16 protein-coding genes, 9 tRNA genes and 6 rRNA genes are annotated in these 25,560 nt (G+C 50.4%); 2 read left to right on the top strand and 29 right to left on the bottom strand.

Features of this window, described 5'->3' with window-relative positions:
* Positions 1-19 precede the first annotated feature (19 nt).
* The 25 genes from K6T23_RS00610 to cysK form a co-directional block, all read right to left on the bottom strand.
* Positions 20-481: a CtsR family transcriptional regulator gene (locus K6T23_RS00610; protein WP_056541759.1), complete on the bottom strand. Its 462-nt coding sequence runs from the start codon at positions 479-481 to the stop codon at positions 20-22.
* 1,142 nt (positions 482-1,623) lie between these two features.
* Positions 1,624-1,740 (bottom strand): 5S ribosomal RNA (rrf, locus tag K6T23_RS00605).
* A 113-nt stretch (positions 1,741-1,853) separates the two neighbouring features.
* Positions 1,854-4,787, bottom strand: a 23S ribosomal RNA gene (locus K6T23_RS00600).
* A gap of 158 nt (positions 4,788-4,945) precedes the next feature.
* A 16S ribosomal RNA gene (locus tag K6T23_RS00595) occupies positions 4,946-6,496 on the bottom strand.
* Between the two features lie 161 nt (positions 6,497-6,657).
* Positions 6,658-6,733 (bottom strand) — tRNA-Ala (locus tag K6T23_RS00590).
* A gap of 8 nt (positions 6,734-6,741) precedes the next feature.
* Positions 6,742-6,818 (bottom strand) — tRNA-Pro (locus tag K6T23_RS00585).
* A 4-nt stretch (positions 6,819-6,822) separates the two neighbouring features.
* Positions 6,823-6,899 (bottom strand) — tRNA-Arg (locus K6T23_RS00580).
* Positions 6,900-6,914: 15 nt separating this feature from the next.
* Positions 6,915-7,003 (bottom strand) — tRNA-Leu (locus K6T23_RS00575).
* A gap of 11 nt (positions 7,004-7,014) precedes the next feature.
* Positions 7,015-7,089: transfer RNA gene (locus K6T23_RS00570), tRNA-Gly, on the bottom strand.
* A gap of 3 nt (positions 7,090-7,092) precedes the next feature.
* Positions 7,093-7,177 (bottom strand) — tRNA-Leu (locus K6T23_RS00565).
* 10 nt (positions 7,178-7,187) lie between these two features.
* Positions 7,188-7,263: transfer RNA gene (locus K6T23_RS00560), tRNA-Lys, on the bottom strand.
* Between the two features lie 59 nt (positions 7,264-7,322).
* Positions 7,323-7,398, bottom strand: a tRNA-Thr gene (locus K6T23_RS00555).
* Between the two features lie 106 nt (positions 7,399-7,504).
* Positions 7,505-7,580 (bottom strand) — tRNA-Val (locus K6T23_RS00550).
* Between the two features lie 9 nt (positions 7,581-7,589).
* A 5S ribosomal RNA gene (rrf, locus tag K6T23_RS00545) occupies positions 7,590-7,706 on the bottom strand.
* A 113-nt stretch (positions 7,707-7,819) separates the two neighbouring features.
* Positions 7,820-10,753 (bottom strand): 23S ribosomal RNA (locus tag K6T23_RS00540).
* 158 nt (positions 10,754-10,911) lie between these two features.
* Positions 10,912-12,462, bottom strand: a 16S ribosomal RNA gene (locus K6T23_RS00535).
* Together the 16S, 23S and 5S rRNA genes with 9 tRNA genes alongside form the textbook arrangement of a ribosomal RNA operon.
* A 396-nt stretch (positions 12,463-12,858) precedes the next feature.
* Positions 12,859-14,343 (bottom strand): lysine--tRNA ligase, encoded by a 1,485-nt coding sequence (gene lysS / locus K6T23_RS00530; RefSeq protein WP_048007746.1) that lies wholly within the window; start codon positions 14,341-14,343, stop codon positions 12,859-12,861.
* Positions 14,344-14,550: 207 nt separating this feature from the next.
* Complete coding sequence (locus K6T23_RS00525) at positions 14,551-14,766, bottom strand: helix-turn-helix domain-containing protein (RefSeq protein WP_079513606.1); 216 nt, start codon at positions 14,764-14,766, stop codon at positions 14,551-14,553.
* Positions 14,718-15,242, bottom strand: a complete 525-nt coding sequence (gene folK / locus K6T23_RS00520; RefSeq protein ID WP_056541741.1) for a 2-amino-4-hydroxy-6-hydroxymethyldihydropteridine diphosphokinase — start codon at positions 15,240-15,242, stop codon at positions 14,718-14,720. The genes K6T23_RS00525 and folK overlap by 49 nt, the downstream gene beginning before the upstream one ends.
* A 1-nt stretch (position 15,243) precedes the next feature.
* Positions 15,244-15,603 (bottom strand): dihydroneopterin aldolase, encoded by a 360-nt coding sequence (folB, locus tag K6T23_RS00515; protein WP_056541738.1) that lies wholly within the window; start codon positions 15,601-15,603, stop codon positions 15,244-15,246.
* Positions 15,596-16,429, bottom strand: a complete 834-nt coding sequence (folP, locus tag K6T23_RS00510; protein WP_056541735.1) for a dihydropteroate synthase — start codon at positions 16,427-16,429, stop codon at positions 15,596-15,598. Before folP ends, folB begins: the two co-directional genes overlap by 8 nt.
* 14 nt (positions 16,430-16,443) lie before the next feature.
* Complete coding sequence (gene pabC / locus K6T23_RS00505; RefSeq protein ID WP_420493487.1) at positions 16,444-17,301, bottom strand: aminodeoxychorismate lyase; 858 nt, start codon at positions 17,299-17,301, stop codon at positions 16,444-16,446.
* A 1-nt stretch (position 17,302) separates the two neighbouring features.
* Positions 17,303-17,890: an aminodeoxychorismate/anthranilate synthase component II gene (gene pabA, locus K6T23_RS00500; protein WP_079513596.1), complete on the bottom strand. Its 588-nt coding sequence runs from the start codon at positions 17,888-17,890 to the stop codon at positions 17,303-17,305.
* Positions 17,887-19,287 carry an aminodeoxychorismate synthase, component I gene (gene pabB / locus K6T23_RS00495; RefSeq protein ID WP_238283391.1) on the bottom strand — a complete coding sequence of 467 codons (1,401 nt, stop codon included), beginning with the start codon at positions 19,285-19,287 and terminating at the stop codon, positions 17,887-17,889. Before pabB ends, pabA begins: the two co-directional genes overlap by 4 nt.
* A gap of 131 nt (positions 19,288-19,418) precedes the next feature.
* On the bottom strand, positions 19,419-20,348 hold the full coding sequence (gene cysK, locus K6T23_RS00490; protein ID WP_079513592.1) for a cysteine synthase A: 930 nt from the start codon (positions 20,346-20,348) through the stop codon (positions 19,419-19,421).
* A gap of 219 nt (positions 20,349-20,567) precedes the next feature.
* On the opposite strand from cysK, the gene K6T23_RS00485 reads away from it, so the two are divergent.
* A complete protein-coding gene (locus tag K6T23_RS00485; protein WP_238283390.1) occupies positions 20,568-21,242 on the top strand; it encodes a response regulator transcription factor in 675 nt (224 codons plus the stop codon).
* A 34-nt stretch (positions 21,243-21,276) separates the two neighbouring features.
* Positions 21,277-22,494: a sensor histidine kinase gene (locus K6T23_RS00480; RefSeq protein ID WP_238283389.1), complete on the top strand. Its 1,218-nt coding sequence runs from the start codon at positions 21,277-21,279 to the stop codon at positions 22,492-22,494.
* 3 nt (positions 22,495-22,497) lie between these two features.
* On the opposite strand, the gene K6T23_RS00475 is transcribed toward K6T23_RS00480, so the two are convergent.
* From K6T23_RS00475 to K6T23_RS00460, 4 genes are read right to left on the bottom strand one after another with little or no spacing between them, the layout of a single operon-like run.
* A complete protein-coding gene (locus K6T23_RS00475) occupies positions 22,498-22,722 on the bottom strand; it encodes a ferredoxin (protein WP_056541716.1) in 225 nt (74 codons plus the stop codon).
* A gap of 20 nt (positions 22,723-22,742) precedes the next feature.
* Positions 22,743-23,729 (bottom strand): NAD(P)/FAD-dependent oxidoreductase, encoded by a 987-nt coding sequence (locus tag K6T23_RS00470; protein ID WP_238283388.1) that lies wholly within the window; start codon positions 23,727-23,729, stop codon positions 22,743-22,745.
* Positions 23,730-23,731: 2 nt separating this feature from the next.
* Positions 23,732-24,643 (bottom strand): RnfABCDGE type electron transport complex subunit D, encoded by a 912-nt coding sequence (locus K6T23_RS00465; RefSeq protein WP_238283387.1) that lies wholly within the window; start codon positions 24,641-24,643, stop codon positions 23,732-23,734.
* Entirely contained in the window at positions 24,640-25,554 is a 915-nt protein-coding gene (locus K6T23_RS00460) for an FAD:protein FMN transferase (RefSeq protein ID WP_238283386.1), read from the bottom strand. The genes K6T23_RS00465 and K6T23_RS00460 overlap by 4 nt, the downstream gene beginning before the upstream one ends.
* Positions 25,555-25,560: the final 6 nt, after the last annotated feature.

Below are 25,560 nucleotides of genomic sequence, written 5' to 3'. Positions count from 1 at the left end.
CCATTCACCTCTTACATTCTTACTCGTATTTTAGCGTATCCAGCATAGCCCGGAGCATCCTGCCCCGCAGTATATCCCGTTCAGGCAACTCGACCATGATCACGGATCGATCCATGACGCTCAGCATGATCTTTGCCTCTCTTTCAGATATTATATCCTCTTCCACGAGTCGGAAAACGATATCAGCCGCCGTATTCTGACTGATTTTCTGAGTAATGAGGGCCACCAGCTGATCAATAAGATGCAGCTGATCATGAGCCTTCACCCGCATGATGCGGATGTAGCCGCCTCCCCCTCGCTTACTCTCGACCACATACCCCTTCTCGATGGTGAAGCGGGTATTGATCACATAATTTATTTGAGAAGGAACACATTGGAACTTATCAGCGATCTCACTTCTTTTGATTTCGACGATTTCAGATTCACTTAAATCCAATACATTCTTCAGGTAATGTTCAATGATGTCGGATATATTTCTCATTAAACCTCCTCCTCATTTGACTTTGACTATATTTGACTATAATTATACAACCGGGCTTCCATCTTTGCAATGAAGAAGCATAGCCTTAAAAGCTTTTCTGTTTGGGAGGTATTTTAAACGTGAAGATCGATTAAAAACGGAAAATTCGAATTAGGTGTATATTCGACTTTGTGTGGGGTTAGTCCTTCTTTGGATGTGCAGGGTTTTTGGAAGAGTTCAGTAGAGGAACTGGATGTTGAAGGGCGGGAGTGTAGTACATTTTGAAATGTAGGGTTATATCATTTAGATTCTGGACCTATATATGTTTTCAGAATGAGAGGGTAACGAATTTTGATGGTTTTCAATAGAGGGGACTGTGTCATTTTGGAGCGTCAATAACATATTTCTTAAGGGTTGTACACAGACAGAGCGCCAACTATTGGAATGGTTTAGGTGATTTTAGGAAGGATTTTTATTTGAATTAGAATTGCATATACGATTAGGGTTCCGCAAGTATATGCGGCCGTTCGCACATAAAGGGAATGAATCGCAAATAGGAAAACGGGCGATGATCGATTTCGCAGGTAAAAAGTTGATTTTCGCAAATAGGATTAAAAATATCGCAAATAAATGATTAATTTCCGCTGATATTTTTGGCGGGCGGAGGAGAACGGTGGGTCCAGGAGGCTCAAAGTCCTCCATAGGCGTTGTAAAAAATGTCGAACGGTGTCAGGAGTGAAAAATGACCCATTACTTGGAAAAACATCGCTAATATCAGAACCCTGTTCGCACGTATCGGTCTCCCTTCGCTTGGAACGCAAAAAAGTCGCAAATAAGTGCTCCCCCTTAGCCTCATCTCCAGATAACACCTCTGTCCAACCCACTTGGGTGATCACATACTCCCACAGGTCATTAAATCTCTAAAAGTCTGTCTCTTCGCCCTTGCTCACCAATCTCATCTCAGCCCATACATTAACCGTAATCTCGCCCTCCTAACCAACCCGTTCAACCTGCGATCTTCACCTATCTCTCTAACCAACATCTTTCTACACACCCAATTTCAAACGACCAACATCACGACCAACATTACCACCAACAATCCCCGCCAACAGAAAACACCACAAAAAAAGCAGCCCATCAAATGAGCTGCTTTTCTCTCTATTGCCTGGCGACGTCCTACTCTCACAGGGGGAGATCCCCCAACTACCATCGGCGCTGAAGAGCTTAACTTCCGTGTTCGGCATGGGAACGGGTGTGACCTCTTCGCCAATGTCACCAGACAGGTATTCCATTGAAAGAATTGTTCTTTCAAAACTAGATAAAGGGTTGATAGTCAATCATTACCGGCGTATCGTCCAGTCCGGGAGACGCGAAGCGCCTCCTTCGTCTTACTTTGGTTAAGTCCTCGATCGATTAGTATCAGTCAGCTCCATGTGTCGCCACACTTCCACCTCTGACCTATCTACCTGATCATCTTTCAGGGATCTTACTCACATAAAGTGATGGGAAATCTCATCTCGAGGGGGGCTTCATGCTTAGATGCTTTCAGCACTTATCCCTTCCGCACATAGCTACCCAGCGATGCCTTTGGCAAGACAACTGGTACACCAGCGGTGCGTCCATCCCGGTCCTCTCGTACTAAGGACAGCTCCTCTCAAATTTCCTGCGCCCACGACGGATAGGGACCGAACTGTCTCACGACGTTCTGAACCCAGCTCGCGTACCGCTTTAATGGGCGAACAGCCCAACCCTTGGGACCGACTACAGCCCCAGGATGCGATGAGCCGACATCGAGGTGCCAAACCTCCCCGTCGATGTGGACTCTTGGGGGAGATAAGCCTGTTATCCCCGGGGTAGCTTTTATCCGTTGAGCGATGGCCCTTCCATGCGGAACCACCGGATCACTAAGCCCGACTTTCGTCCCTGCTCGACTTGTAGGTCTCGCAGTCAAGCTCCCTTGTGCCTTTACACTCTGCGAATGATTTCCAACCATTCTGAGGGAACCTTTGGGCGCCTCCGTTACTCTTTAGGAGGCGACCGCCCCAGTCAAACTGCCCACCTGACACTGTCTCCCACCCCGATAAGGGGCGCGGGTTAGAATGTCAACACAGCCAGGGTAGTATCCCACCGACGCCTCCACCGAAGCTAGCGCTCCGGCTTCCAAGGCTCCTACCTATCCTGTACAAGCTGTGCCAAAATTCAATATCAGGCTACAGTAAAGCTCCACGGGGTCTTTCCGTCCTGTCGCGGGTAACCTGCATCTTCACAGGTACTATAATTTCACCGAGTCTCTCGTTGAGACAGTGCCCAGATCGTTACGCCTTTCGTGCGGGTCGGAACTTACCCGACAAGGAATTTCGCTACCTTAGGACCGTTATAGTTACGGCCGCCGTTTACTGGGGCTTCGATTCGCACCTTCGCTTGCGCTAAGCACTCCTCTTAACCTTCCAGCACCGGGCAGGCGTCAGCCCCTATACTTCGCCTTACGGCTTCGCAGAGACCTGTGTTTTTGCTAAACAGTCGCCTGGGCCTATTCACTGCGGCTCTCTCGGGCTTGCACCCTACCAGAGCACCCCTTCTCCCGAAGTTACGGGGTCATTTTGCCGAGTTCCTTAACGAGAGTTCTCTCGCTCACCTTAGGATTCTCTCCTCGCCTACCTGTGTCGGTTTGCGGTACGGGCACCATCTTCCTCGCTAGAGGCTTTTCTTGGCAGTGTGGAATCAGGAACTTCGCTACTATAATTCGCTCGCTATCACAGCTCAGCCTTCACGATGATGGGATTTGCCTCATCATCAGCCTAACTGCTTAGACGCACATATCCAGCAGTGCGCTTACCCTATCCTCCTGCGTCCCCCCATTGCTCAAATGGAAGAAAGGTGGTACAGGAATATCAACCTGTTGTCCATCGTCTACGCCTATCGGCCTCGACTTAGGTCCCGACTAACCCTGAGCGGACGAGCCTTCCTCAGGAAACCTTAGGCATTCGGTGGATGGGATTCTCACCCATCTTTCGCTACTCATACCGGCATTCTCACTTCTAAGCACTCCACCAGTCCTTACGGTCTAGCTTCGCAGTCCTTAGAACGCTCTCCTACCACTGACACCAAACGGTGTCAATCCACAGCTTCGGTGATACGTTTAGCCCCGGTACATTTTCGGCGCAGAGTCACTCGACCAGTGAGCTATTACGCACTCTTTAAATGGTGGCTGCTTCTAAGCCAACATCCTGGTTGTCTAAGCAACTCCACATCCTTTTCCACTTAACGTATACTTTGGGACCTTAGCTGGTGGTCTGGGCTGTTTCCCTTTCGACTACGGATCTTATCACTCGCAGTCTGACTCCCATGGATAAGTCTTTGGCATTCGGAGTTTGTCTGAATTCGGTAACCCGATGAGGGCCCCTAGTCCAAACAGTGCTCTACCTCCAAGACTCTTACAACATGAGGCTAGCCCTAAAGCTATTTCGGAGAGAACCAGCTATCTCCAGGTTCGATTGGAATTTCTCCGCTACCCACACCTCATCCCCGCACTTTTCAACGTGCGTGGGTTCGGACCTCCATCCAGTGTTACCTGGACTTCATCCTGGACATGGGTAGATCACCTGGTTTCGGGTCTACGACCACATACTCATTCGCCCTATTCAGACTCGCTTTCGCTGCGGCTCCGTCTTCTCAACTTAACCTTGCATGGGATCGTAACTCGCCGGTTCATTCTACAAAAGGCACGCCATCACCCGTTAACGGGCTCTGACTACTTGTAGGCACACGGTTTCAGGTTCTATTTCACTCCCCTTCCGGGGTGCTTTTCACCTTTCCCTCACGGTACTGGTTCACTATCGGTCACTAGGGAGTATTTAGCCTTGGGAGATGGTCCTCCCAGCTTCCGACGGGATTTCACGTGTCCCGCCGTACTCAGGATCCACTCAAGAGGGAACGAAGTTTCGACTACAGGGTTGTTACCTTCTTTGACGAGCCTTTCCAGACTTCTTCGTCTACCCCGTTCCTTTGTAACTCCGTATAGAGTGTCCTACAACCCCAAGAGGCAAGCCTCTTGGTTTGGGCTAATCCCGTTTCGCTCGCCGCTACTCAGGGAATCGCATTTGCTTTCTCTTCCTCCAGGTACTTAGATGTTTCAGTTCCCTGGGTCTGCCTTCCATGCTCTATGTATTCAAGCAAGGATACTGTTCCATTACGAACAGTGGGTTCCCCCATTCGGAAATCTTCGGATCAGCTCACTTACAGCTCCCCGAAGCATATCGGTGTTAGTCCCGTCCTTCGTCGGCTCCTAGTGCCAAGGCATCCACCGTGCGCCCTTATTAACTTAACCGAATTGGTTAAAAACCTAAAATGGCGATACTCGGTAATTTCTTGACTATCAATAAAACTTTATCTAGTTTTCAAAGAACAATATAGAAGATGGATTTAAACCATCAAAACTGAACAAAACTTCGACGTCGTCAAACGTTTTAAGTAAATCTTCCTTAGAAAGGAGGTGATCCAGCCGCACCTTCCGATACGGCTACCTTGTTACGACTTCACCCCAATCATCTGTCCCACCTTAGGCGGCTGGCTCCAAAAGGTTACCTCACCGACTTCGGGTGTTACAAACTCTCGTGGTGTGACGGGCGGTGTGTACAAGGCCCGGGAACGTATTCACCGCGGCATGCTGATCCGCGATTACTAGCGATTCCAGCTTCATGTAGGCGAGTTGCAGCCTACAATCCGAACTGAGAACGGTTTTATGGGATTGGCTAAACCTCGCGGTCTTGCAGCCCTTTGTACCGTCCATTGTAGCACGTGTGTAGCCCAGGTCATAAGGGGCATGATGATTTGACGTCATCCCCACCTTCCTCCGGTTTGTCACCGGCAGTCATCTTAGAGTGCCCAACTGAATGCTGGCAACTAAGATCAAGGGTTGCGCTCGTTGCGGGACTTAACCCAACATCTCACGACACGAGCTGACGACAACCATGCACCACCTGTCACTCTGTCCCCCGAAGGGGAAAGCCCTATCTCTAGGGTTGTCAGAGGATGTCAAGACCTGGTAAGGTTCTTCGCGTTGCTTCGAATTAAACCACATGCTCCACCGCTTGTGCGGGCCCCCGTCAATTCCTTTGAGTTTCAGTCTTGCGACCGTACTCCCCAGGCGGAGTGCTTAATGCGTTAGCTGCAGCACTAAAGGGCGGAAACCCTCTAACACTTAGCACTCATCGTTTACGGCGTGGACTACCAGGGTATCTAATCCTGTTTGCTCCCCACGCTTTCGCGCCTCAGTGTCAGTTACAGACCAGAAAGTCGCCTTCGCCACTGGTGTTCCTCCAAATATCTACGCATTTCACCGCTACACTTGGAATTCCACTTTCCTCTTCTGCACTCAAGTTCCCCAGTTTCCAATGACCCTCCACGGTTGAGCCGTGGGCTTTCACATCAGACTTAAGAAACCACCTGCGCGCGCTTTACGCCCAATAATTCCGGACAACGCTTGCCACCTACGTATTACCGCGGCTGCTGGCACGTAGTTAGCCGTGGCTTTCTGGTTAGGTACCGTCAAGGCGCCGCCCTATTCGAACGGCACTTGTTCTTCCCTAACAACAGAGTTTTACGATCCGAAAACCTTCTTCACTCACGCGGCGTTGCTCCGTCAGACTTTCGTCCATTGCGGAAGATTCCCTACTGCTGCCTCCCGTAGGAGTCTGGGCCGTGTCTCAGTCCCAGTGTGGCCGATCACCCTCTCAGGTCGGCTACGCATCGTCGCCTTGGTGAGCCATTACCTCACCAACTAGCTAATGCGCCGCGGGTCCATCTGTAAGTGATAGCCGAAGCCACCTTTCAACCTTCCCCCATGCGGGGGTAGGTGTTATCCGGTATTAGCCCCGGTTTCCCGGAGTTATCCCAGTCTTACAGGCAGGTTACCCACGTGTTACTCACCCGTCCGCCGCTGATCTCAGGGAGCAAGCTCCCATCGATCCGCTCGACTTGCATGTATTAGGCACGCCGCCAGCGTTCGTCCTGAGCCAGGATCAAACTCTCCATAAAAAGTTTGAATAGCTCTTTTAAAATAAATCTAGAATTAACGTTGACGTGTTTGTCTTGTTTTGTTCAGTTTTCAAGGTTCAAATGTTCGTTGCTTTTCTTGAGCAACTTAATCATCTTATCATGTTTCCAACCAAGTTGTCAACACTTTTTTATGATTTTATTGGTGGAGCCTAGCGGGATCGAACCGCTGACCTCCTGCGTGCAAAGCAGGCGCTCTCCCAGCTGAGCTAAGGCCCCAAAGAAAGTGGTCGGGAAGACAGGATTCGAACCTGCGACCCCTTGGTCCCAAACCAAGTGCTCTACCAAGCTGAGCTACTTCCCGATTATGGCGCGCCCGAGAGGAGTCGAACCCCTAACCTTTTGATCCGTAGTCAAACGCTCTATCCAATTGAGCTACGGGCGCATATATGAAATTCACTGGTGCCGAGGACCGGAATCGAACCGGTACGGTAGTCACCTACCGCAGGATTTTAAGTCCTGTGCGTCTGCCAGTTCCGCCACCCCGGCTAGGGCAATTATGGAGCGGAAGACGGGATTCGAACCCGCGACCCCCACCTTGGCAAGGTGGTGTTCTACCACTGAACTACTTCCGCATATGGTGCGGGTGAAGGGACTTGAACCCCCACGCCTTGCGGCGCCAGATCCTAAGTCTGGTGCGTCTGCCAATTCCGCCACACCCGCATGATATAAATGGTGAGCCATGAAGGATTCGAACCTTCGACCCTCTGATTAAAAGTCAGATGCTCTACCAACTGAGCTAATGGCTCGTGCTGCTTTTCTATAATGGACAAATACCCATAAGAAAATACAAAAGAACATAAAAAAGTGGTGCCGGCAAGAGGACTTGAACCCCCAACCTACTGATTACAAGTCAGTTGCTCTACCAGTTGAGCTACACCGGCAAGGTGTATGGTGTATTCTTTTTGCTTTGCCTTAGCTACATTGCAAAGGTTAAAGCTTCTTTATGGTACGTTATTTTCACTTCGCTAACGCTTCGTGAAAAAACTATGGTGGAGGATGACGGGATCGAACCGCCGACCCTCTGCTTGTAAGGCAGATGCTCTCCCAGCTGAGCTAATCCTCCGTATGTACCGCCTGGCGACGTCCTACTCTCACAGGGGGAGATCCCCCAACTACCATCGGCGCTGAAGAGCTTAACTTCCGTGTTCGGCATGGGAACGGGTGTGACCTCTTCGCCAATGTCACCAGACAGGTATTCCATTGAAAGAATTGTTCTTTCAAAACTAGATAAAGGGTTGATAGTCAATCATTACCGGCGTATCGTCCAGTCCGGGAGACGCGAAGCGCCTCCTTCGTCTTACTTTGGTTAAGTCCTCGATCGATTAGTATCAGTCAGCTCCATGTGTCGCCACACTTCCACCTCTGACCTATCTACCTGATCATCTTTCAGGGATCTTACTCACATAAAGTGATGGGAAATCTCATCTCGAGGGGGGCTTCATGCTTAGATGCTTTCAGCACTTATCCCTTCCGCACATAGCTACCCAGCGATGCCTTTGGCAAGACAACTGGTACACCAGCGGTGCGTCCATCCCGGTCCTCTCGTACTAAGGACAGCTCCTCTCAAATTTCCTGCGCCCACGACGGATAGGGACCGAACTGTCTCACGACGTTCTGAACCCAGCTCGCGTACCGCTTTAATGGGCGAACAGCCCAACCCTTGGGACCGACTACAGCCCCAGGATGCGATGAGCCGACATCGAGGTGCCAAACCTCCCCGTCGATGTGGACTCTTGGGGGAGATAAGCCTGTTATCCCCGGGGTAGCTTTTATCCGTTGAGCGATGGCCCTTCCATGCGGAACCACCGGATCACTAAGCCCGACTTTCGTCCCTGCTCGACTTGTAGGTCTCGCAGTCAAGCTCCCTTGTGCCTTTACACTCTGCGAATGATTTCCAACCATTCTGAGGGAACCTTTGGGCGCCTCCGTTACTCTTTAGGAGGCGACCGCCCCAGTCAAACTGCCCACCTGACACTGTCTCCCACCCCGATAAGGGGCGCGGGTTAGAATGTCAACACAGCCAGGGTAGTATCCCACCGACGCCTCCACCGAAGCTAGCGCTCCGGCTTCCAAGGCTCCTACCTATCCTGTACAAGCTGTGCCAAAATTCAATATCAGGCTACAGTAAAGCTCCACGGGGTCTTTCCGTCCTGTCGCGGGTAACCTGCATCTTCACAGGTACTATAATTTCACCGAGTCTCTCGTTGAGACAGTGCCCAGATCGTTACGCCTTTCGTGCGGGTCGGAACTTACCCGACAAGGAATTTCGCTACCTTAGGACCGTTATAGTTACGGCCGCCGTTTACTGGGGCTTCGATTCGCACCTTCGCTTGCGCTAAGCACTCCTCTTAACCTTCCAGCACCGGGCAGGCGTCAGCCCCTATACTTCGCCTTACGGCTTCGCAGAGACCTGTGTTTTTGCTAAACAGTCGCCTGGGCCTATTCACTGCGGCTCTCTCGGGCTTGCACCCTACCAGAGCACCCCTTCTCCCGAAGTTACGGGGTCATTTTGCCGAGTTCCTTAACGAGAGTTCTCTCGCTCACCTTAGGATTCTCTCCTCGCCTACCTGTGTCGGTTTGCGGTACGGGCACCATCTTCCTCGCTAGAGGCTTTTCTTGGCAGTGTGGAATCAGGAACTTCGCTACTATAATTCGCTCGCTATCACAGCTCAGCCTTCACGATGATGGGATTTGCCTCATCATCAGCCTAACTGCTTAGACGCACATATCCAGCAGTGCGCTTACCCTATCCTCCTGCGTCCCCCCATTGCTCAAATGGAAGAAAGGTGGTACAGGAATATCAACCTGTTGTCCATCGTCTACGCCTATCGGCCTCGACTTAGGTCCCGACTAACCCTGAGCGGACGAGCCTTCCTCAGGAAACCTTAGGCATTCGGTGGATGGGATTCTCACCCATCTTTCGCTACTCATACCGGCATTCTCACTTCTAAGCACTCCACCAGTCCTTACGGTCTAGCTTCGCAGTCCTTAGAACGCTCTCCTACCACTGACACCAAACGGTGTCAATCCACAGCTTCGGTGATACGTTTAGCCCCGGTACATTTTCGGCGCAGAGTCACTCGACCAGTGAGCTATTACGCACTCTTTAAATGGTGGCTGCTTCTAAGCCAACATCCTGGTTGTCTAAGCAACTCCACATCCTTTTCCACTTAACGTATACTTTGGGACCTTAGCTGGTGGTCTGGGCTGTTTCCCTTTCGACTACGGATCTTATCACTCGCAGTCTGACTCCCATGGATAAGTCTTTGGCATTCGGAGTTTGTCTGAATTCGGTAACCCGATGAGGGCCCCTAGTCCAAACAGTGCTCTACCTCCAAGACTCTTACAACATGAGGCTAGCCCTAAAGCTATTTCGGAGAGAACCAGCTATCTCCAGGTTCGATTGGAATTTCTCCGCTACCCACACCTCATCCCCGCACTTTTCAACGTGCGTGGGTTCGGACCTCCATCCAGTGTTACCTGGACTTCATCCTGGACATGGGTAGATCACCTGGTTTCGGGTCTACGACCACATACTCATTCGCCCTATTCAGACTCGCTTTCGCTGCGGCTCCGTCTTCTCAACTTAACCTTGCATGGGATCGTAACTCGCCGGTTCATTCTACAAAAGGCACGCCATCACCCGTTAACGGGCTCTGACTACTTGTAGGCACACGGTTTCAGGTTCTATTTCACTCCCCTTCCGGGGTGCTTTTCACCTTTCCCTCACGGTACTGGTTCACTATCGGTCACTAGGGAGTATTTAGCCTTGGGAGATGGTCCTCCCAGCTTCCGACGGGATTTCACGTGTCCCGCCGTACTCAGGATCCACTCAAGAGGGAACGAAGTTTCGACTACAGGGTTGTTACCTTCTTTGACGAGCCTTTCCAGACTTCTTCGTCTACCCCGTTCCTTTGTAACTCCGTATAGAGTGTCCTACAACCCCAAGAGGCAAGCCTCTTGGTTTGGGCTAATCCCGTTTCGCTCGCCGCTACTCAGGGAATCGCATTTGCTTTCTCTTCCTCCAGGTACTTAGATGTTTCAGTTCCCTGGGTCTGCCTTCCATGCTCTATGTATTCAAGCAAGGATACTGTTCCATTACGAACAGTGGGTTCCCCCATTCGGAAATCTTCGGATCAGCTCACTTACAGCTCCCCGAAGCATATCGGTGTTAGTCCCGTCCTTCGTCGGCTCCTAGTGCCAAGGCATCCACCGTGCGCCCTTATTAACTTAACCGAATTGGTTAAAAACCTAAAATGGCGATACTCGGTAATTTCTTGACTATCAATAAAACTTTATCTAGTTTTCAAAGAACAATATAGAAGATGGATTTAAACCATCAAAACTGAACAAAACTTCGACGTCGTCAAACGTTTTAAGTAAATCTTCCTTAGAAAGGAGGTGATCCAGCCGCACCTTCCGATACGGCTACCTTGTTACGACTTCACCCCAATCATCTGTCCCACCTTAGGCGGCTGGCTCCAAAAGGTTACCTCACCGACTTCGGGTGTTACAAACTCTCGTGGTGTGACGGGCGGTGTGTACAAGGCCCGGGAACGTATTCACCGCGGCATGCTGATCCGCGATTACTAGCGATTCCAGCTTCATGTAGGCGAGTTGCAGCCTACAATCCGAACTGAGAACGGTTTTATGGGATTGGCTAAACCTCGCGGTCTTGCAGCCCTTTGTACCGTCCATTGTAGCACGTGTGTAGCCCAGGTCATAAGGGGCATGATGATTTGACGTCATCCCCACCTTCCTCCGGTTTGTCACCGGCAGTCATCTTAGAGTGCCCAACTGAATGCTGGCAACTAAGATCAAGGGTTGCGCTCGTTGCGGGACTTAACCCAACATCTCACGACACGAGCTGACGACAACCATGCACCACCTGTCACTCTGTCCCCCGAAGGGGAAAGCCCTATCTCTAGGGTTGTCAGAGGATGTCAAGACCTGGTAAGGTTCTTCGCGTTGCTTCGAATTAAACCACATGCTCCACCGCTTGTGCGGGCCCCCGTCAATTCCTTTGAGTTTCAGTCTTGCGACCGTACTCCCCAGGCGGAGTGCTTAATGCGTTAGCTGCAGCACTAAAGGGCGGAAACCCTCTAACACTTAGCACTCATCGTTTACGGCGTGGACTACCAGGGTATCTAATCCTGTTTGCTCCCCACGCTTTCGCGCCTCAGTGTCAGTTACAGACCAGAAAGTCGCCTTCGCCACTGGTGTTCCTCCAAATATCTACGCATTTCACCGCTACACTTGGAATTCCACTTTCCTCTTCTGCACTCAAGTTCCCCAGTTTCCAATGACCCTCCACGGTTGAGCCGTGGGCTTTCACATCAGACTTAAGAAACCACCTGCGCGCGCTTTACGCCCAATAATTCCGGACAACGCTTGCCACCTACGTATTACCGCGGCTGCTGGCACGTAGTTAGCCGTGGCTTTCTGGTTAGGTACCGTCAAGGCGCCGCCCTATTCGAACGGCACTTGTTCTTCCCTAACAACAGAGTTTTACGATCCGAAAACCTTCTTCACTCACGCGGCGTTGCTCCGTCAGACTTTCGTCCATTGCGGAAGATTCCCTACTGCTGCCTCCCGTAGGAGTCTGGGCCGTGTCTCAGTCCCAGTGTGGCCGATCACCCTCTCAGGTCGGCTACGCATCGTCGCCTTGGTGAGCCATTACCTCACCAACTAGCTAATGCGCCGCGGGTCCATCTGTAAGTGATAGCCGAAGCCACCTTTCAACCTTCCCCCATGCGGGGGTAGGTGTTATCCGGTATTAGCCCCGGTTTCCCGGAGTTATCCCAGTCTTACAGGCAGGTTACCCACGTGTTACTCACCCGTCCGCCGCTGATCTCAGGGAGCAAGCTCCCATCGATCCGCTCGACTTGCATGTATTAGGCACGCCGCCAGCGTTCGTCCTGAGCCAGGATCAAACTCTCCATAAAAAGTTTGAATAGCTCTTTTAAAAATAAATCTAGAATTAACGTTGACGTGTTTGTCTTGTTTTGTTCAGTTTTCAAGGTTCAAATGTTCGTTGCTTCGTTTGAAGCAACCCTTATAATGTTACAGGTTTTTCATCTCAATGTCAACAACTTTTTTTCAGAAGTTATTTTCATCTGGTTGTTTCTGCGTTGCTCGTTTGCGGCAACAGATAATACTATAACACCATATCAAAGGGTGTGCAATAGTTTTTTTCGATATTATATCAACTTTGTTAAAAAACATTTCGAACCCTACAATGCCCATTGCCCTACCCTAAAACGATTGCTTCTATATATAAGAATCATCATCCATTTTAGGCATAAAAAAAGGCCGCGGATATCCGCAGCCTTTTTTATGGATCAGTCGCGATGGCGCATTTGTGGGAAGAGCAGGACGTCGCGGATCGAAGGGGAGTTTGTCAGCAGCATGACAAGCCTGTCGATCCCGATACCAAGTCCCCCTGTAGGAGGCATACCGTACTCTAGTGCTTCAATGAAGTCATCATCCATCATATGGGCCTCATCGTTTCCTTCTTCCCGTTCTTTCAACTGAGCTTCAAAACGCTCGCGTTGGTCGATAGGGTCGTTGAGCTCGGTGAAGGCATTAGCGTGCTCACGTCCGACGATGAACAACTCGAAACGATCCGTGAACCTTGGGTCTTCGTCGTTCTTCTTCGCAAGTGGAGAAATGGCAACCGGATGACCATAGATGAAGGTAGGCTGAATAAGCTTTTCTTCTACAAGCTGTTCGAAGAACTCATTCACGACGTGGCCATACGTCATATTGTCTTTGATTTCAATGCCATGTTCTTTCGCAAGTGCACGAGCCTCTTCGTCGCTCATTTCCTTCCAGAAGTCTACACCGGAATGTTCCTTGACGGCATCCACCATGTGAAGACGGGTCCATTGCGGTTCGAGGTTCACTTCGTAGTCACCGTAAGGGACGGTGGTAGAACCGAATACCTCTTTTGCGATATGGGCAACCAGGTTCTCAGTCAGTGCCATGATATCACGGTAATCCGCATAGGCTTCATACAGTTCGATCATGGTGAACTCTGGATTGTGGCGGGTTGATACGCCTTCGTTACGGAATACGCGTCCGATCTCGTATACCTTCTCAAGACCGCCGACAATGAGGCGCTTCAGATGAAGCTCGATGGCGATCCTCATGAATAATGGCATGTCCAAGGCATTGTGGTGCGTCTTGAACGGGCGGGCGGACGCTCCACCTGCAATGCTGTGCATCATTGGTGTTTCCACTTCAAGATAGCCGTTTGTATCAAGGTAGCGTCTCATGGACTGGATGATGCGGCTTCTTGCGATGAAAGTTTCTTTGCTTTCCTGGCTTGTGATGAGGTCAAGATAGCGTTGGCGGTAACGCTGTTCAACATCTTTGAGTCCGTGGAACTTCTCAGGCAGTGGGCGAAGGGCTTTTGATAGATGGCGGAATTCCTTCGCTTTGACGGAAAGTTCCCCGACCTTCGTTTTGAAGACAGTACCGGTTACCCCGATGATGTCCCCTAGGTCTGCTGAATTGAAAAGTTCATATGCCTCTTCACCGATGGCGTCTTTACGGACATAGATCTGCACTTGGCCTTCGAGGTCCTGAAGATGCGCGAATCCTGCCTTACCTTTTCCACGCTTCGTCATGATCCGTCCTGCGATGGTTACCGTGATGTCTTTCTCTTCAAGCTCTTCTTTTGAAAACTCGTCAAATTGAGATTTGATTTCACGAGAGCTATGGGAACGGTCGAAACGTTTACCGAATGGGTCCAATCCTTTTTCGCGGATGGCTTCCATTTTGTCGCGTCTGACCTGAAGCTGGTCATTTATTTCTTCGCTCATTTGTTTCACTCCTATTCTATCTACTTTCACTGACTGTCTAAATTATATACCCTACTATTTTACACAATATCTCGGTTTGTAACACCCCTAAAGTATCCGCTTCTAAAAACATCCAAAAAAGGCCGATCGGGCAGGCGGGTTCATCCGCTCACCTTCTCAAGCCTTTCTTCTATGCTTATCCCAATCGTCCGTTGATATGGGCAACATTCACTCTTCATCGTCCGAAGGGGAAAGCTCATCCAACGGGATACTCAATGCCTCGGAGACACTTGTCAGAAAATCATCGCTCGGAACACGACTCCCCCGCTCGATCTCTCCCAGGACCGAGACAGACACTCCGAGTTCCTTTGCAAGACCGTCCTGTGTAAATCCTTTTAATTTCCTGAATGCACGAATGCGTCTTCCCCATTTATCTGTTTCCATAGCCGAACTCCTTCTTTATCAGGTATTTCGTCCAGAAGATTCTCCAACGGGGCACCGAATGAGGGATGTTCCAGGCCGGGAGCGATCTCCAACAGCGGTATGAGGACAAAAGCTCTTTCTTGCATCCTCGGGTGGGGGATGAGAAGATCTGCGGTTTCGATCGTCTCTTGTTCATACAACAGCACGTCAAGATCGATGATCCTCGGACCCCACTTGAACTCCCTTTCCCGACCAAGATCAAATTCCACCTGTAAGCATTGATGCAACAGCGTTTCTGGACGCAAACTGGTTTGAACTGCAATGACCATGTTCAAAAACTCGCCTTGATCCGTATATCCGACGGGCTCTGTTTCATAAATGGAAGAGAGCCTTTTGACTTCTATCTTACCATGACTGCCGAGGATTTGAATGGCTTTTTCCAAATATGCCTCCCGATCCCCGATATTGGATCCGAGAGAAATGTAAGCGGTATACATATTATCGGCCCCTGGTGATTTCGACGGCGACGGATTTATAATGACCGGGAATCGGGGGATCCGGCTTGATAACGGTGATCTTGCACTCGGCAACGCTCGGGAAAGACTCAAGCAGGTTGCCGGCAATCCTCTCAGCAACTGCTTCTACAAGATTCAGCGACTCACCCTCCACAACCGATTTGGTGACCGTATAGATTTCAGCATAGTTCACCGAGTCCTCCAGGTTATCGCTCTTCCCGGATGTGCTGAGATCCAGGTGAAGTTCGGCACTCACCCTGAAACGCTGGCCCAGCTTGTTCTCTTCTTCAAACACCCCGTGATATCCGTAGAATTCCATTTCGTTCACATAGATTTTATCCATTCCACTTCCCCTTTCCGACTAATGCGTCCATCATTTTCGCCATCCTCGCCATTTCCTTCACATCATGGATCCGCACGATGTGGCAGCCTTTCTGGATACCGTAACATACCGTTGCACCCGTTCCTTCCATCCGTTGGTCGACAGGAAGATCTAGGACATGACCAATCAACCGCTTCTTCGATGTACCGAGAAGGACAGGGTAACCCAGCGACACAAGAATATCAAGATTCCTCATCATCGTCATGTTGTCATCCATCGTTTTCGCAAAGCCAATGCCAGGATCGAGGATGATCTGATCATCCTTCACCCCAGCCTGTTTCACGAGAAAAATGCTTTCCTGGATGTCCTGGATGCTGTCACGGACAAAGTCTTCATATTCTTCCGTCTCCCGGTTGTGCATCAGGATGATGGGGACACCCGCACCGGCAGCAACCCTCGCCATATCCGGATCCTTCTTTGCGCCCCATACATCATTGATGATAGATGCACCTGCTTCAATGGCCCTTCTCGCCGTCTCTGCCTTGAATGTATCAATCGAGATCGGTACGTCGACTCGGGAAGCGATCGCTTCAATGACGGGGACAACGCGTGCGATTTCTTCCTCGGCCGATACAGGTTCATAACCCGGCCGGGTGGACTCGCCTCCGATATCGATGATATCCGCCCCCATGTCCACCATTTCCTTGGCACGCTCCACTGCCGCTTCTATATGATTGTATTTCCCTCCGTCCGAAAAGGAATCGGGGGTTACATTCAGGATTCCCATGATCAACGTCTTTGCGCTGAAATCGAGTTCGTACTTTCCACATTTGATTACTTGCTTCATTCCGCTGTTGCCTCCTAGCTCAATTCACTGATTCTTGTAAGGGTGGAGGTGCAGGCTCCATATTCCCGTTGCAGATGCACAGTCCATCTTCCCTCTGCCCCGGGATAATGGGTCTCTTCCACTTGATGGACCGGTACCACTTCCTGAACGGAGTTGGTGAAGAAAATTTCATCAGCTTCAAGAAGATCTTCCTTTTTATAATACCCTTCTCTTACCCTTAGTCCCGCTTTTCCTGCCAGGGCTATAATGAAGCGGCGGGTGATCCCATTAAGCAACCCCGTCCCGACCGCAGGAGTATATAGGTCATCGTCTTTCGTCCAGAAGAGGTTGGACGTCACTCCTTCGCAAATCCAGCCTTCATCCGTTAAGAAGATGCCCTCTTTGACCGGGGAAGGGCCCACTTCCCTTTTACCTGCCATGTTGTTGAGGTAGTGGTGGGATTTAAGCCGCTCACCGGTTTCAGGTGTATTGCGAGCCAATGACAGGAAGACTCCTTCTTTGGAAGCCGCTCCTTTGTCAGGGAGGGGCTTCTGGAACAGAATGATCGTCGGATCCTCATAGGGTGCTGAGGGAAGGCCGATTTCCCCCGGGCCACCGGAGATATTCAGGCGGCAGTACGCGTCTTCCCATCCATTCCGCTCAAGTAGGTCCTTCACGATCCCCATGACCTTGCTTTCAGGAAGGGAGCAGTGGATCTTCATATCCTGGAGGGATCTTGAGAGCCTGTCCAGATGGTCTCCGATGAGGAAGGGATGCCCACCATATGTCCGGAACGTCTCAAAAAGGCCCATTCCGTATAGGAAGCCATGATCGAATGGTGATATGCGGGCTTCATCCCTGTGTATGATCTGACCGTTCAAGTAGATATACATCCTATACCGTCACCCCAGCACTTTTATAGGTTGCAAGGAAGTTTGCCAGGAGCTGCTTTCCGCCTTCGGTCATAATGGACTCGGGGTGGAACTGAACGCCTTCGATGGGAAGTTCCTTGTGACGGATCCCCATGATTTCCCCTTCTTCCGTTTCACCCGTGATCTCCAGACAGTCAGGAAGCGTCTCCCTCTTTACAATCAAGGAATGATACCTGGTGGCGGCAAATGGAGCGGGAAGATCCTTGAAAATCGTCCTTCCGTCATGGTGAACAAGAGAGACCTTGCCGTGCATCAGCCGTTCGGCCCGAACCACTTCTCCACCGAATACCTGGGCGATGGATTGGTGGCCGAGGCAAACACCAAAGATGGGGATCCGTCCCTTGAAGGTCCGGATCGCCTCAAGACTGATCCCTGCATCATCAGGTGTACACGGTCCTGGAGAAATCATCAGATAGGCCGGATTCAACTCCTCGATTTCTGCCAACGTTATGTCGTCATTCCTTCGCACGATGAGCTCTTCACCAAGCTCCCCGAGGAATTGAACCAGATTATACGTAAATGAATCATAGTTATCGATCATAAGGATCATGCCTTCACTCCCCTTCCTTCCGCGCGGTCCTTCGCCACCCACATAGCTTTTGCCTTCTTGAGGGATTCTTTGTACTCGTGGGCAGGATTGGAGTCGATGACGACACCCGCTCCAGCCTGGATGTGGCCGATTCCGTCCTTCACCAACATTGTGCGGATGACAATATTCAGTTCCATGTCACCGTTCACGCCGATCCACCCGACCGATCCCGTATAGATCCCCCTTCTCACAGGCTCCAGCTCCTCGATGATTTCCATCGTCCTCACCTTCGGGGCCCCAGTAATCGTCCCACCTGGGAACACTGAGCGGATCAAGTCCGCCCCTGTCTTGGTGTCGTGAATCCTTCCCCTCACGTTGGACACGATGTGCATGACGTGGGAGTATTTTTCAATGACCATGAATTCATTCACTTCCACGGTTCCATACTCACAGACCCTTCCGAGGTCGTTGCGCTCAAGGTCGACGAGCATCACGTGCTCGGCACGCTCCTTCTCATTGTGGATGAGCTCGGAAGCAAGGCGTGCGTCTTCTTCATCGTCTGCCCCTCTTGAGCGCGTCCCGGCAATCGGCCGGGTGCTGACTTCAAGACCCTGCTTTTTGACGAGCAGCTCCGGAGAACCTGATACCACCTGCAGTTCCGGGGAATGCATGTAGCTCATATATGGAGAAGGATTCAAAAGGCGGAGCTCTTTATAGACCAGGAACGGGTCGACTTTCAAATCCTGTGATTGTCGTACGGATAGGTTAACCTGGAATACGTCCCCTTGAGCGATGTACGCCTGGATCTTCCTGACCGCATCTGAAAAAGCCTTTTCGTTCATGGATACTTGAACCTCTCCAGGTTCATACTCATTTTCACCGGCAGTGGTCACCCCAGCAGGCGCGCTCCATTCAGCCAGCCGTTCTTTCAGCCTTCCCTCGGCGCCCTCATCCCCCAAAGAAGAAAGCATCATGATCCACAGGCAGTCGGTTTCATGATCAAAGACCACCCACTCGTTGAAATAATAAAAGTAGAGATCAGGCAGGGACTGATCATCATGAGCAATGTTCGGGATGCGTTCGATCTGCCTCGCATAGTCATAGGTGATGAACCCGATTACCCCCCCTTGAAAATCGGGGAGCTCTTCTTGTCTCGGGGCTTTCCTTTGGGCCAGCCACCCTTCCAGCTGTACGAGGGGATCCCCCTCAAGCACCTCGACTGACCCTTCATGTTCAACTTCAAGTCCGTGGGAATGTCCTGTCAGAATAGCTTCGGGCCTGATGCCAGCGATGCTATACCTTCCTCCGCGCCCGCTCTCCAGGAGGACGTGATGTGATTCACGACGGCTTATCTGTTCATATGATGCGAAAAATTGTTCTTTGGATGATGGATGCTTCAGAAAGTATACGTGCTGCATTGGCCACACTCCCTCATGTTTTTCTTCTTTCATGATACATGAAGAAGCACAAGGTTTCATCGATTATAATATGAAAATCACAGGCAAAAAACGGCCGTGAAGCAAAGACTGCTCCACGGCCGCATCATATATCACTCTTCGTCGAACTGATAGAGAGGCGTGCTCAAATAGCGCTCTCCGTTACTTGGGATGATGGCAAGGACCTTCTTCCCTTTCCCAAGCTTCTTCGCTACTTCATTCGCCGCGTAGATTGCCGCACCGGATGAGATTCCGCCAAGGATCCCTTCTTCGCTTGCAGCTCTTCTTGCATAGTCGAACGCTTCTTCCTTCCCGACCTGGATGACCTCGTCATAAAGGGAGGTATTCAGGATCTCCGGAACAAAACCGGCACCGATCCCCTGGATCTTATGAGGACCCGGCTTACCACCTGACAGCACAGGGGAATCCGATGGCTCCACAGCATACAGTTTGATATCGGGATATTTCTCTTTCAGGACTTCACCGACACCTGTGATGGTACCACCTGTACCGATCCCTGCGATGAAGGCGTCGAGCTGATCGCCCATCTGCTCCACAATCTCAGGCCCCGTCGTTTCACGGTGCACCTTTGGATTGGCCGTATTCTTAAACTGCTGAGGCATGAAGTAACCCTTCTCCTTGGAAAGCTCTTCGGCTTTGCGGATCGCTCCACCCATTCCTTCTGCCCCAGGCGTCAAGACAAGCTCGGCACCGTAGGCACGCAGAAGGTTGCGACGCTCCATACTCATCGTATCAGGCATAACAAGAAGGGCACGGTACCCTTTCGCCGCAGCCACCATGGCAAGGCCAATTCCCGTATTCCCACTCGTCGGCTCAACAATCGTATCCCCAGCCTTCAATGTGCCTGCTTCTTCACCAGCCTCGATCATCGCAAGGGCAATCCGGTCTTTTACCGAGCTTCCCGGATTCATATATTCAAGCTTCAAGTAGACATCGGCACTCCCATCATCCACAATTCGATTCAGTTTCACAATCGGCGTCTGCCCGATCAATTCCGAAATTGAGTTAGCTACTCTGACCATTACTCCTCACTCCTAATTCCAAGCATTTTTGTTGGTTTTGATTAAAATGTAACAATTTTCAATTTATTTGTCAACACATATGACTTCAGTCCCTACACAAACTTAACATATGCCATTGGGATCATTACTATGATTTGCACCCGGCAAAAGCATTTTTTATAAGGATTTTCTAATGTAACTCCAGTAGACTGATGGGAATGAATGTGGAGGTGGTCTAATATGAACATTTTAATCATAGAAGATGATCCAGCACTACTTGAAATCCTGACGACCGTCATTGAAGAAGAACGGTTCAAGGTGGAGCAGGCGGATAATGGCGAGTACGGGCTGGAGCTTGCCCTGACCAATATGTATGATCTGATCATTGTGGATTGGATGCTCCCGGAGCTTGACGGGATCTCTGTCATCCAAAAAGTGAAAGGGGCAGACATTTCAGCACCGATCCTCATGTTGACGGCAAAGGACAGTATACGGTACAAAGTTAGTGGCTTGAATGCAGGAGCCGATGATTATCTGGTCAAACCATTTGCTACCCAAGAGCTGATCGCCCGGATCTTCTCCCTGTTGCGTCGTGCAAGAAAAATAGACAACGGGGGCAATATCACCGATAACGGTCTTATACTGGATGTGAATGCGCACACAGCTACGGTTGATGGAGACACGCTCAGCCTGACCTCGAAAGAGTACGAGCTTCTGGCATACTTTCTTACCAACCGGAATCAGATCCTGACCAAACAACAGATCTTTGACCGCATCTGGGGAATCGAATCAGAGACGATGGAAGGCATCGTCGATCTGTACATCCATTATGTAAGGAAAAAGCTTGCACCTTCCGGATTCGAAAAGCGAATTCAGACCGTCCGCGGTGTTGGCTATAGATGGAGGGGCGAATGATATGTTCCGCAGAACACAAATTAGACTTGTTGCCTTGAATACCATCGTGCTTTTGATTCTCCTGAACGGATTTTCCATCAGCGTTTACTTTTATACCGGACACCGATTAAACAAACAGGTCGATAACGAACTGCGCCGTGCAGAACACCAGTTCAAAGAACATCCTTCCTCCCTCATGGAAGAACGATCACCTGAAGAATCCGAAGCTTCCGACATCCTTACAGTGGTGCGGAGTGGAACGAACATGGTCTATTCTAGTGCCGTAACACCCACAGAAGAAGCAGACATCTCCTCTCTAGATCGTTCCAACTTAAAAAGCGGGATTGCGCGCTATCGTACAGACGGGGAAACCTTCAGAGTGCTCACCAAAAACATACAGAGCGATGCCTTCGGGGACGGAAAATCCTCCTACACCATCCAATTCATCTACCGCATGCACCAGGAGCAGGAAATGCTGGAGCATCTACTCTTTGTTATGATCTGGATCAGCGCTGCCGGAACCATCTTCAGTATACTGGCCGGATACTTCCTCGCGAACCGGGCCCTTCAGCCCGTTAAAAACGCTTGGGATAAACAAACGCGGTTCGTTGCAGATGCCTCCCATGAACTCCGCACCCCGCTGTCGGTCATGCAGCTGAACCTTGAACATTTATTCCGCTATCCCGATCACACGGTCGAAGATGAAATCGAACGGATTTCTTCAACGATCCAAGAAACCCGCTATATGTCTAAGATGGTGGCAGACCTCTTGACCTTGGCCCGCTCAGATACCGACCAGGCAGAACTCATCGGGGAGTCTATCATCATCGATGAACCATTGGATAAAGCCGTCCTTGCGTTCAAGGAAGTGGCCAACTTGAAAGGGATCAAACTCATTGCCGCCCCGCCTTCCGGGCTACAGGTACTGGGAGATGAAGAACGCCTGTATCAACTGTTTATCATCCTTCTGAATAACGCGGTAAAATATACACCTGCAGGCGGAAGTGTCGAAATCTGCACCGCGAAAGAAGGAGGAAAGGTGCGAACTGAGATTAAAGATACCGGGATCGGGATTTCTCCTGACGACCTGCCTCATGTATTCGACCGATTTTACAGGGGCGATCAGGCACGATCCCGGGGCGTGGAAGGTACGGGACTCGGTCTTTCCATCGCCAAGTGGATCACCGACATCCATTCCGGTTCCATAAAAATCGAAAGCCGTCCCGGTAAAGGAACGACCATCATTCTTTCTTTTCCCATCCGTAAGAACTGACATTTAGAACTCATGTGCAGATACCAGGATGGAGTCAGTCGGGCATCCGGCTTCCGCATCTTCAAGATCCTCATGAAGTGAAAAGGGGATCTTGGTGATGCCCCTGTTCTCATCCCCATCAAGATACACCTCTGACAGTCCTTCATCATCGTACCTGAAAATGTCCGGAGCACAGCTTCCACAAGCTCCGCAGGCAATGCACGTCTCTTTGTCCACTTTGGTATACATTTGGTATCCTCCTCTTGTCTTTACTTCGAAAATAGTGATGTACTATGCTTTGGCTGAATGTTGGCTCCTGAATCAACGAATGCCTTGGCGTGATTCACCGCCGTCGGTCCTTCCCCGAATCCTGTGGCAATGAGCTTCACCTTCCCTGGATAGGTAGCAATATCACCCGCTGCATATATACCCGGTATGGACGTTTCCATACGGGTATTCACGACAATAGCATTGCGATCAAGTTCAAGGCCCCACTGCTTCACCGGTCCAAGAGAGGCCATGACCCCATGGTTGACCACCACTTCATCGACTTTTTCCGAGCGTCCTGTTTCCCCGCGGAGATGGTCAAGGGTTACGGATTCTATCTTCTCATCTCCTGCAAGTCCACTGATTGCATAGGGGGTCAGTACTTCTACACCGGATTTCATCAGTTTGTCGACGCTATGCTCATGCGCCCTGAAAGAATCCCGTCTATGCACAAGTAAGACACTGGAGGCATGGCGGTCGAGCAAATTGGCCCAATCCACTGCAGAGTCCCCTCCCCCGGATAATAAGACCCTCTTCCCTTTGAATCTCATGAGATCAGGGATATGATAGTGCAGATTCCTTCCTTCGAATCTCTCTCCCCCTTCAAGCTTTCTCGGCTGGAATGCCCCCCTGCCCGCCGTGATGATTACAGTTCGTGAAAGATGTTCCTCCCCTGTATGGGTGCAGAGCCTGAAAAGATTATCCTTCCTTTTGACTATTTCCTTTACCTCCTGTCCAAGGACCACTTCAGTGTCGAACTGCAGGGCCTGCTTCTTAAGCTGCTCCACAAGCTCACCTGCAGGAATGGAAGGAAAGCCCGCAATATCATAAATGTCTTTTTCAGGATACAAGGAAGCGAGCTGGCCCCCCAGCTCAGGAAGGCTCTCGATGATCTTCACCTTCATTTCCCTCATTCCGGCGTAAAATGCTGAGAAAAGCCCGACTGGACCTCCTCCTATAATTGTCACATCGTACCATTCATTTTCCATGGTTAAACCCCTCTCTTACTGCTTTGTTTTTTCTTTGCCCTCATTTTATCCAATGCATATTTCCATAGATTTGCCGTCAGCAATCCTACCAATAAGTAGGAAAGCCCTTCGAAGAGGACGTACATCAGGGCGCTGATGATTCCAATCAGGACACCGAACACAATCTGATCCCTTGTTTTCCCGGGAGATGTAGGCGGATCTGTCGCCATGAAAAATCCGAAAAACAGCGCCGACTGGATGAAAGGTGTTGAATACACTTCCGGGGCTCCCCTGCCCATGATGGAAAAGACGAGGAAGACTAAAAAATGGGAGCCTAAAAAGCTGAAAACGATGGGGAATTTATTTATTTTATTTGTAAGGTAATAACCTGCCGCCACCAATACCGCTAGGAAAGGGACGGGCGAAAGCGCAAGGCCGCCCCACCCGCTTTCCCCTGTGGAAAAGACGAGGAGCCCGATGAACAACCCGGTTGCAGCCGGATTAAATATCGGCTTTCTCCCGTTCACCAGCACATGCTTGGACAACGCGGCGATGGCTGATAGAACAGGTGTCACATACCAAGCCGTTGAAGAGCTGAGGACCATGGCCATAATCAGTCCCGTGATGAAGGCCGACTCCAGGTTGATTTTTTTCCTCTCTTGTTTGATTGATATGATCAAATCGACCGCCAGAGATGGAATCACCGCCAATAGGACGTGCATGAATCCAAGAAGCGGCGGTTGGAACCACTCGGCAATAAAGAAAAGGATGGCGAGCAGGAAGAGGAGCGTCATCTTCGGTGTCTTCAATCGACTTTTCCACCTTGATTCTGTGTGTTTCTCCGAACGCTCCCTCCTTACTGCAGGTGCTGCTTCTCTCAAAGCCTTTGACAGTTCATAGGATGGGATTTCGCGATTCTTATAGGATGATTTCATTTCGTTCCACCTCCGAATCCTTTTGACGTGTGAATGTGTTGATCACGCGTCATGATCATGGCTTCACACCCCGTTGACCGGGCAAGCTCCAAACCTTTCTGCCATCCCATGATGAAGATGGAAGTGGAGACTGCATCCGCCAGCATGGCGTGTGATCCTGTCACGGTAACGCTGACAACCTCACGAGGAGATGTCTGTTTCCTCGGGTCGATCAGGTGATGGCTGCCATTCTGTATCGGGCTCTTCCTCTCATATCCACCCGAAGTACAAATCGCCTGATTTTTAAACGGCCACATCCCGATCAGGCTTTCGGGGTCAAAGGGATGCTGAATGCCGATTTCCCATGGTAGCCCATCAGCTTTCTCCCCTTTTACAAAAAGGTCTCCCCCTGCCTCAACGACGAAACCCTCGAACCCGTTTAGTTCCCTTGCGGCAAGGTCGATGGCCAGCCCCTTGGCTACTGCCCCCAGGTCAAGATCCATAGGTTCTGTAAGCCGCACGCTCCTGGTCCTGCGATTGAGATGGATATGTCGGTAATCTGCTCCACGGGCACGCTCATTCAAGACTACCGCCTCGCGAGTCAAGTAGTTCGTATGAAATCCGGCTGCAGCGAGGGAGCTTCCTATAGCAGGGTCAAATGCCCCATCGGTCTGTTCCGCCATTTTCAATGAGAAATGCAAGAGCTGGAACAACAGATCACTCACTTCCACCCACTCATGACAGGTACCACTCAGCTGCTTCAGTTCACTGTCTGGATCGAACCGACTGCACCGCTCTTCTATAAGCTTGAAGAATGTATACGCCTTATTCATCTTCTCCTCCACATGCTCCTGAGGGAGGATAGTCGATACCTTCAGCGTAACGACAGTGTCCATGTAGATTTTTGACTTGATCTGGAGTTGCCTTTCCATCTTATC

It is taken from the genome of Rossellomorea marisflavi (genome assembly GCF_022170785.1).
Lineage (GTDB): Bacteria > Bacillota > Bacilli > Bacillales > Bacillaceae_B > Rossellomorea > Rossellomorea marisflavi_B.
Note: the sequence above shows the minus strand (reverse complement) of the source record. Positions and strands in the feature narration are given on the sequence as shown.

Bases quoted from the DNA above. Each gene is read 5' to 3' on its own strand.
- K6T23_RS00610 (WP_056541759.1), bottom strand. From the start codon at position 481: ATGAGAAATATATCCGACATCATTGAACATTACCTGAAGAATGTATTG.
- lysS (WP_048007746.1), bottom strand. From the start codon at position 14,343: ATGAGCGAAGAAATAAATGACCAGCTTCAGGTCAGACGCGACAAAATG.
- K6T23_RS00525 (WP_079513606.1), bottom strand. From the start codon at position 14,766: ATGGAAACAGATAAATGGGGAAGACGCATTCGTGCATTCAGGAAATTA.
- folK (WP_056541741.1), bottom strand. From the start codon at position 15,242: ATGTATACCGCTTACATTTCTCTCGGATCCAATATCGGGGATCGGGAG.
- folB (WP_056541738.1), bottom strand. From the start codon at position 15,603: ATGGATAAAATCTATGTGAACGAAATGGAATTCTACGGATATCACGGG.
- folP (WP_056541735.1), bottom strand. From the start codon at position 16,429: ATGAAGCAAGTAATCAAATGTGGAAAGTACGAACTCGATTTCAGCGCA.
- pabC (WP_420493487.1), bottom strand. From the start codon at position 17,301: ATGTATATCTACTTGAACGGTCAGATCATACACAGGGATGAAGCCCGC.
- pabA (WP_079513596.1), bottom strand. From the start codon at position 17,890: ATGATCCTTATGATCGATAACTATGATTCATTTACGTATAATCTGGTT.
- pabB (WP_238283391.1), bottom strand. From the start codon at position 19,287: ATGCAGCACGTATACTTTCTGAAGCATCCATCATCCAAAGAACAATTT.
- cysK (WP_079513592.1), bottom strand. From the start codon at position 20,348: ATGGTCAGAGTAGCTAACTCAATTTCGGAATTGATCGGGCAGACGCCG.
- K6T23_RS00485 (WP_238283390.1), top strand. From the start codon at position 20,568: ATGAACATTTTAATCATAGAAGATGATCCAGCACTACTTGAAATCCTG.
- K6T23_RS00475 (WP_056541716.1), bottom strand. From the start codon at position 22,722: ATGTATACCAAAGTGGACAAAGAGACGTGCATTGCCTGCGGAGCTTGT.
- K6T23_RS00470 (WP_238283388.1), bottom strand. From the start codon at position 23,729: ATGGAAAATGAATGGTACGATGTGACAATTATAGGAGGAGGTCCAGTC.
- K6T23_RS00465 (WP_238283387.1), bottom strand. From the start codon at position 24,643: ATGAAATCATCCTATAAGAATCGCGAAATCCCATCCTATGAACTGTCA.
- K6T23_RS00460 (WP_238283386.1), bottom strand. From the start codon at position 25,554: ATGGAAAGGCAACTCCAGATCAAGTCAAAAATCTACATGGACACTGTC.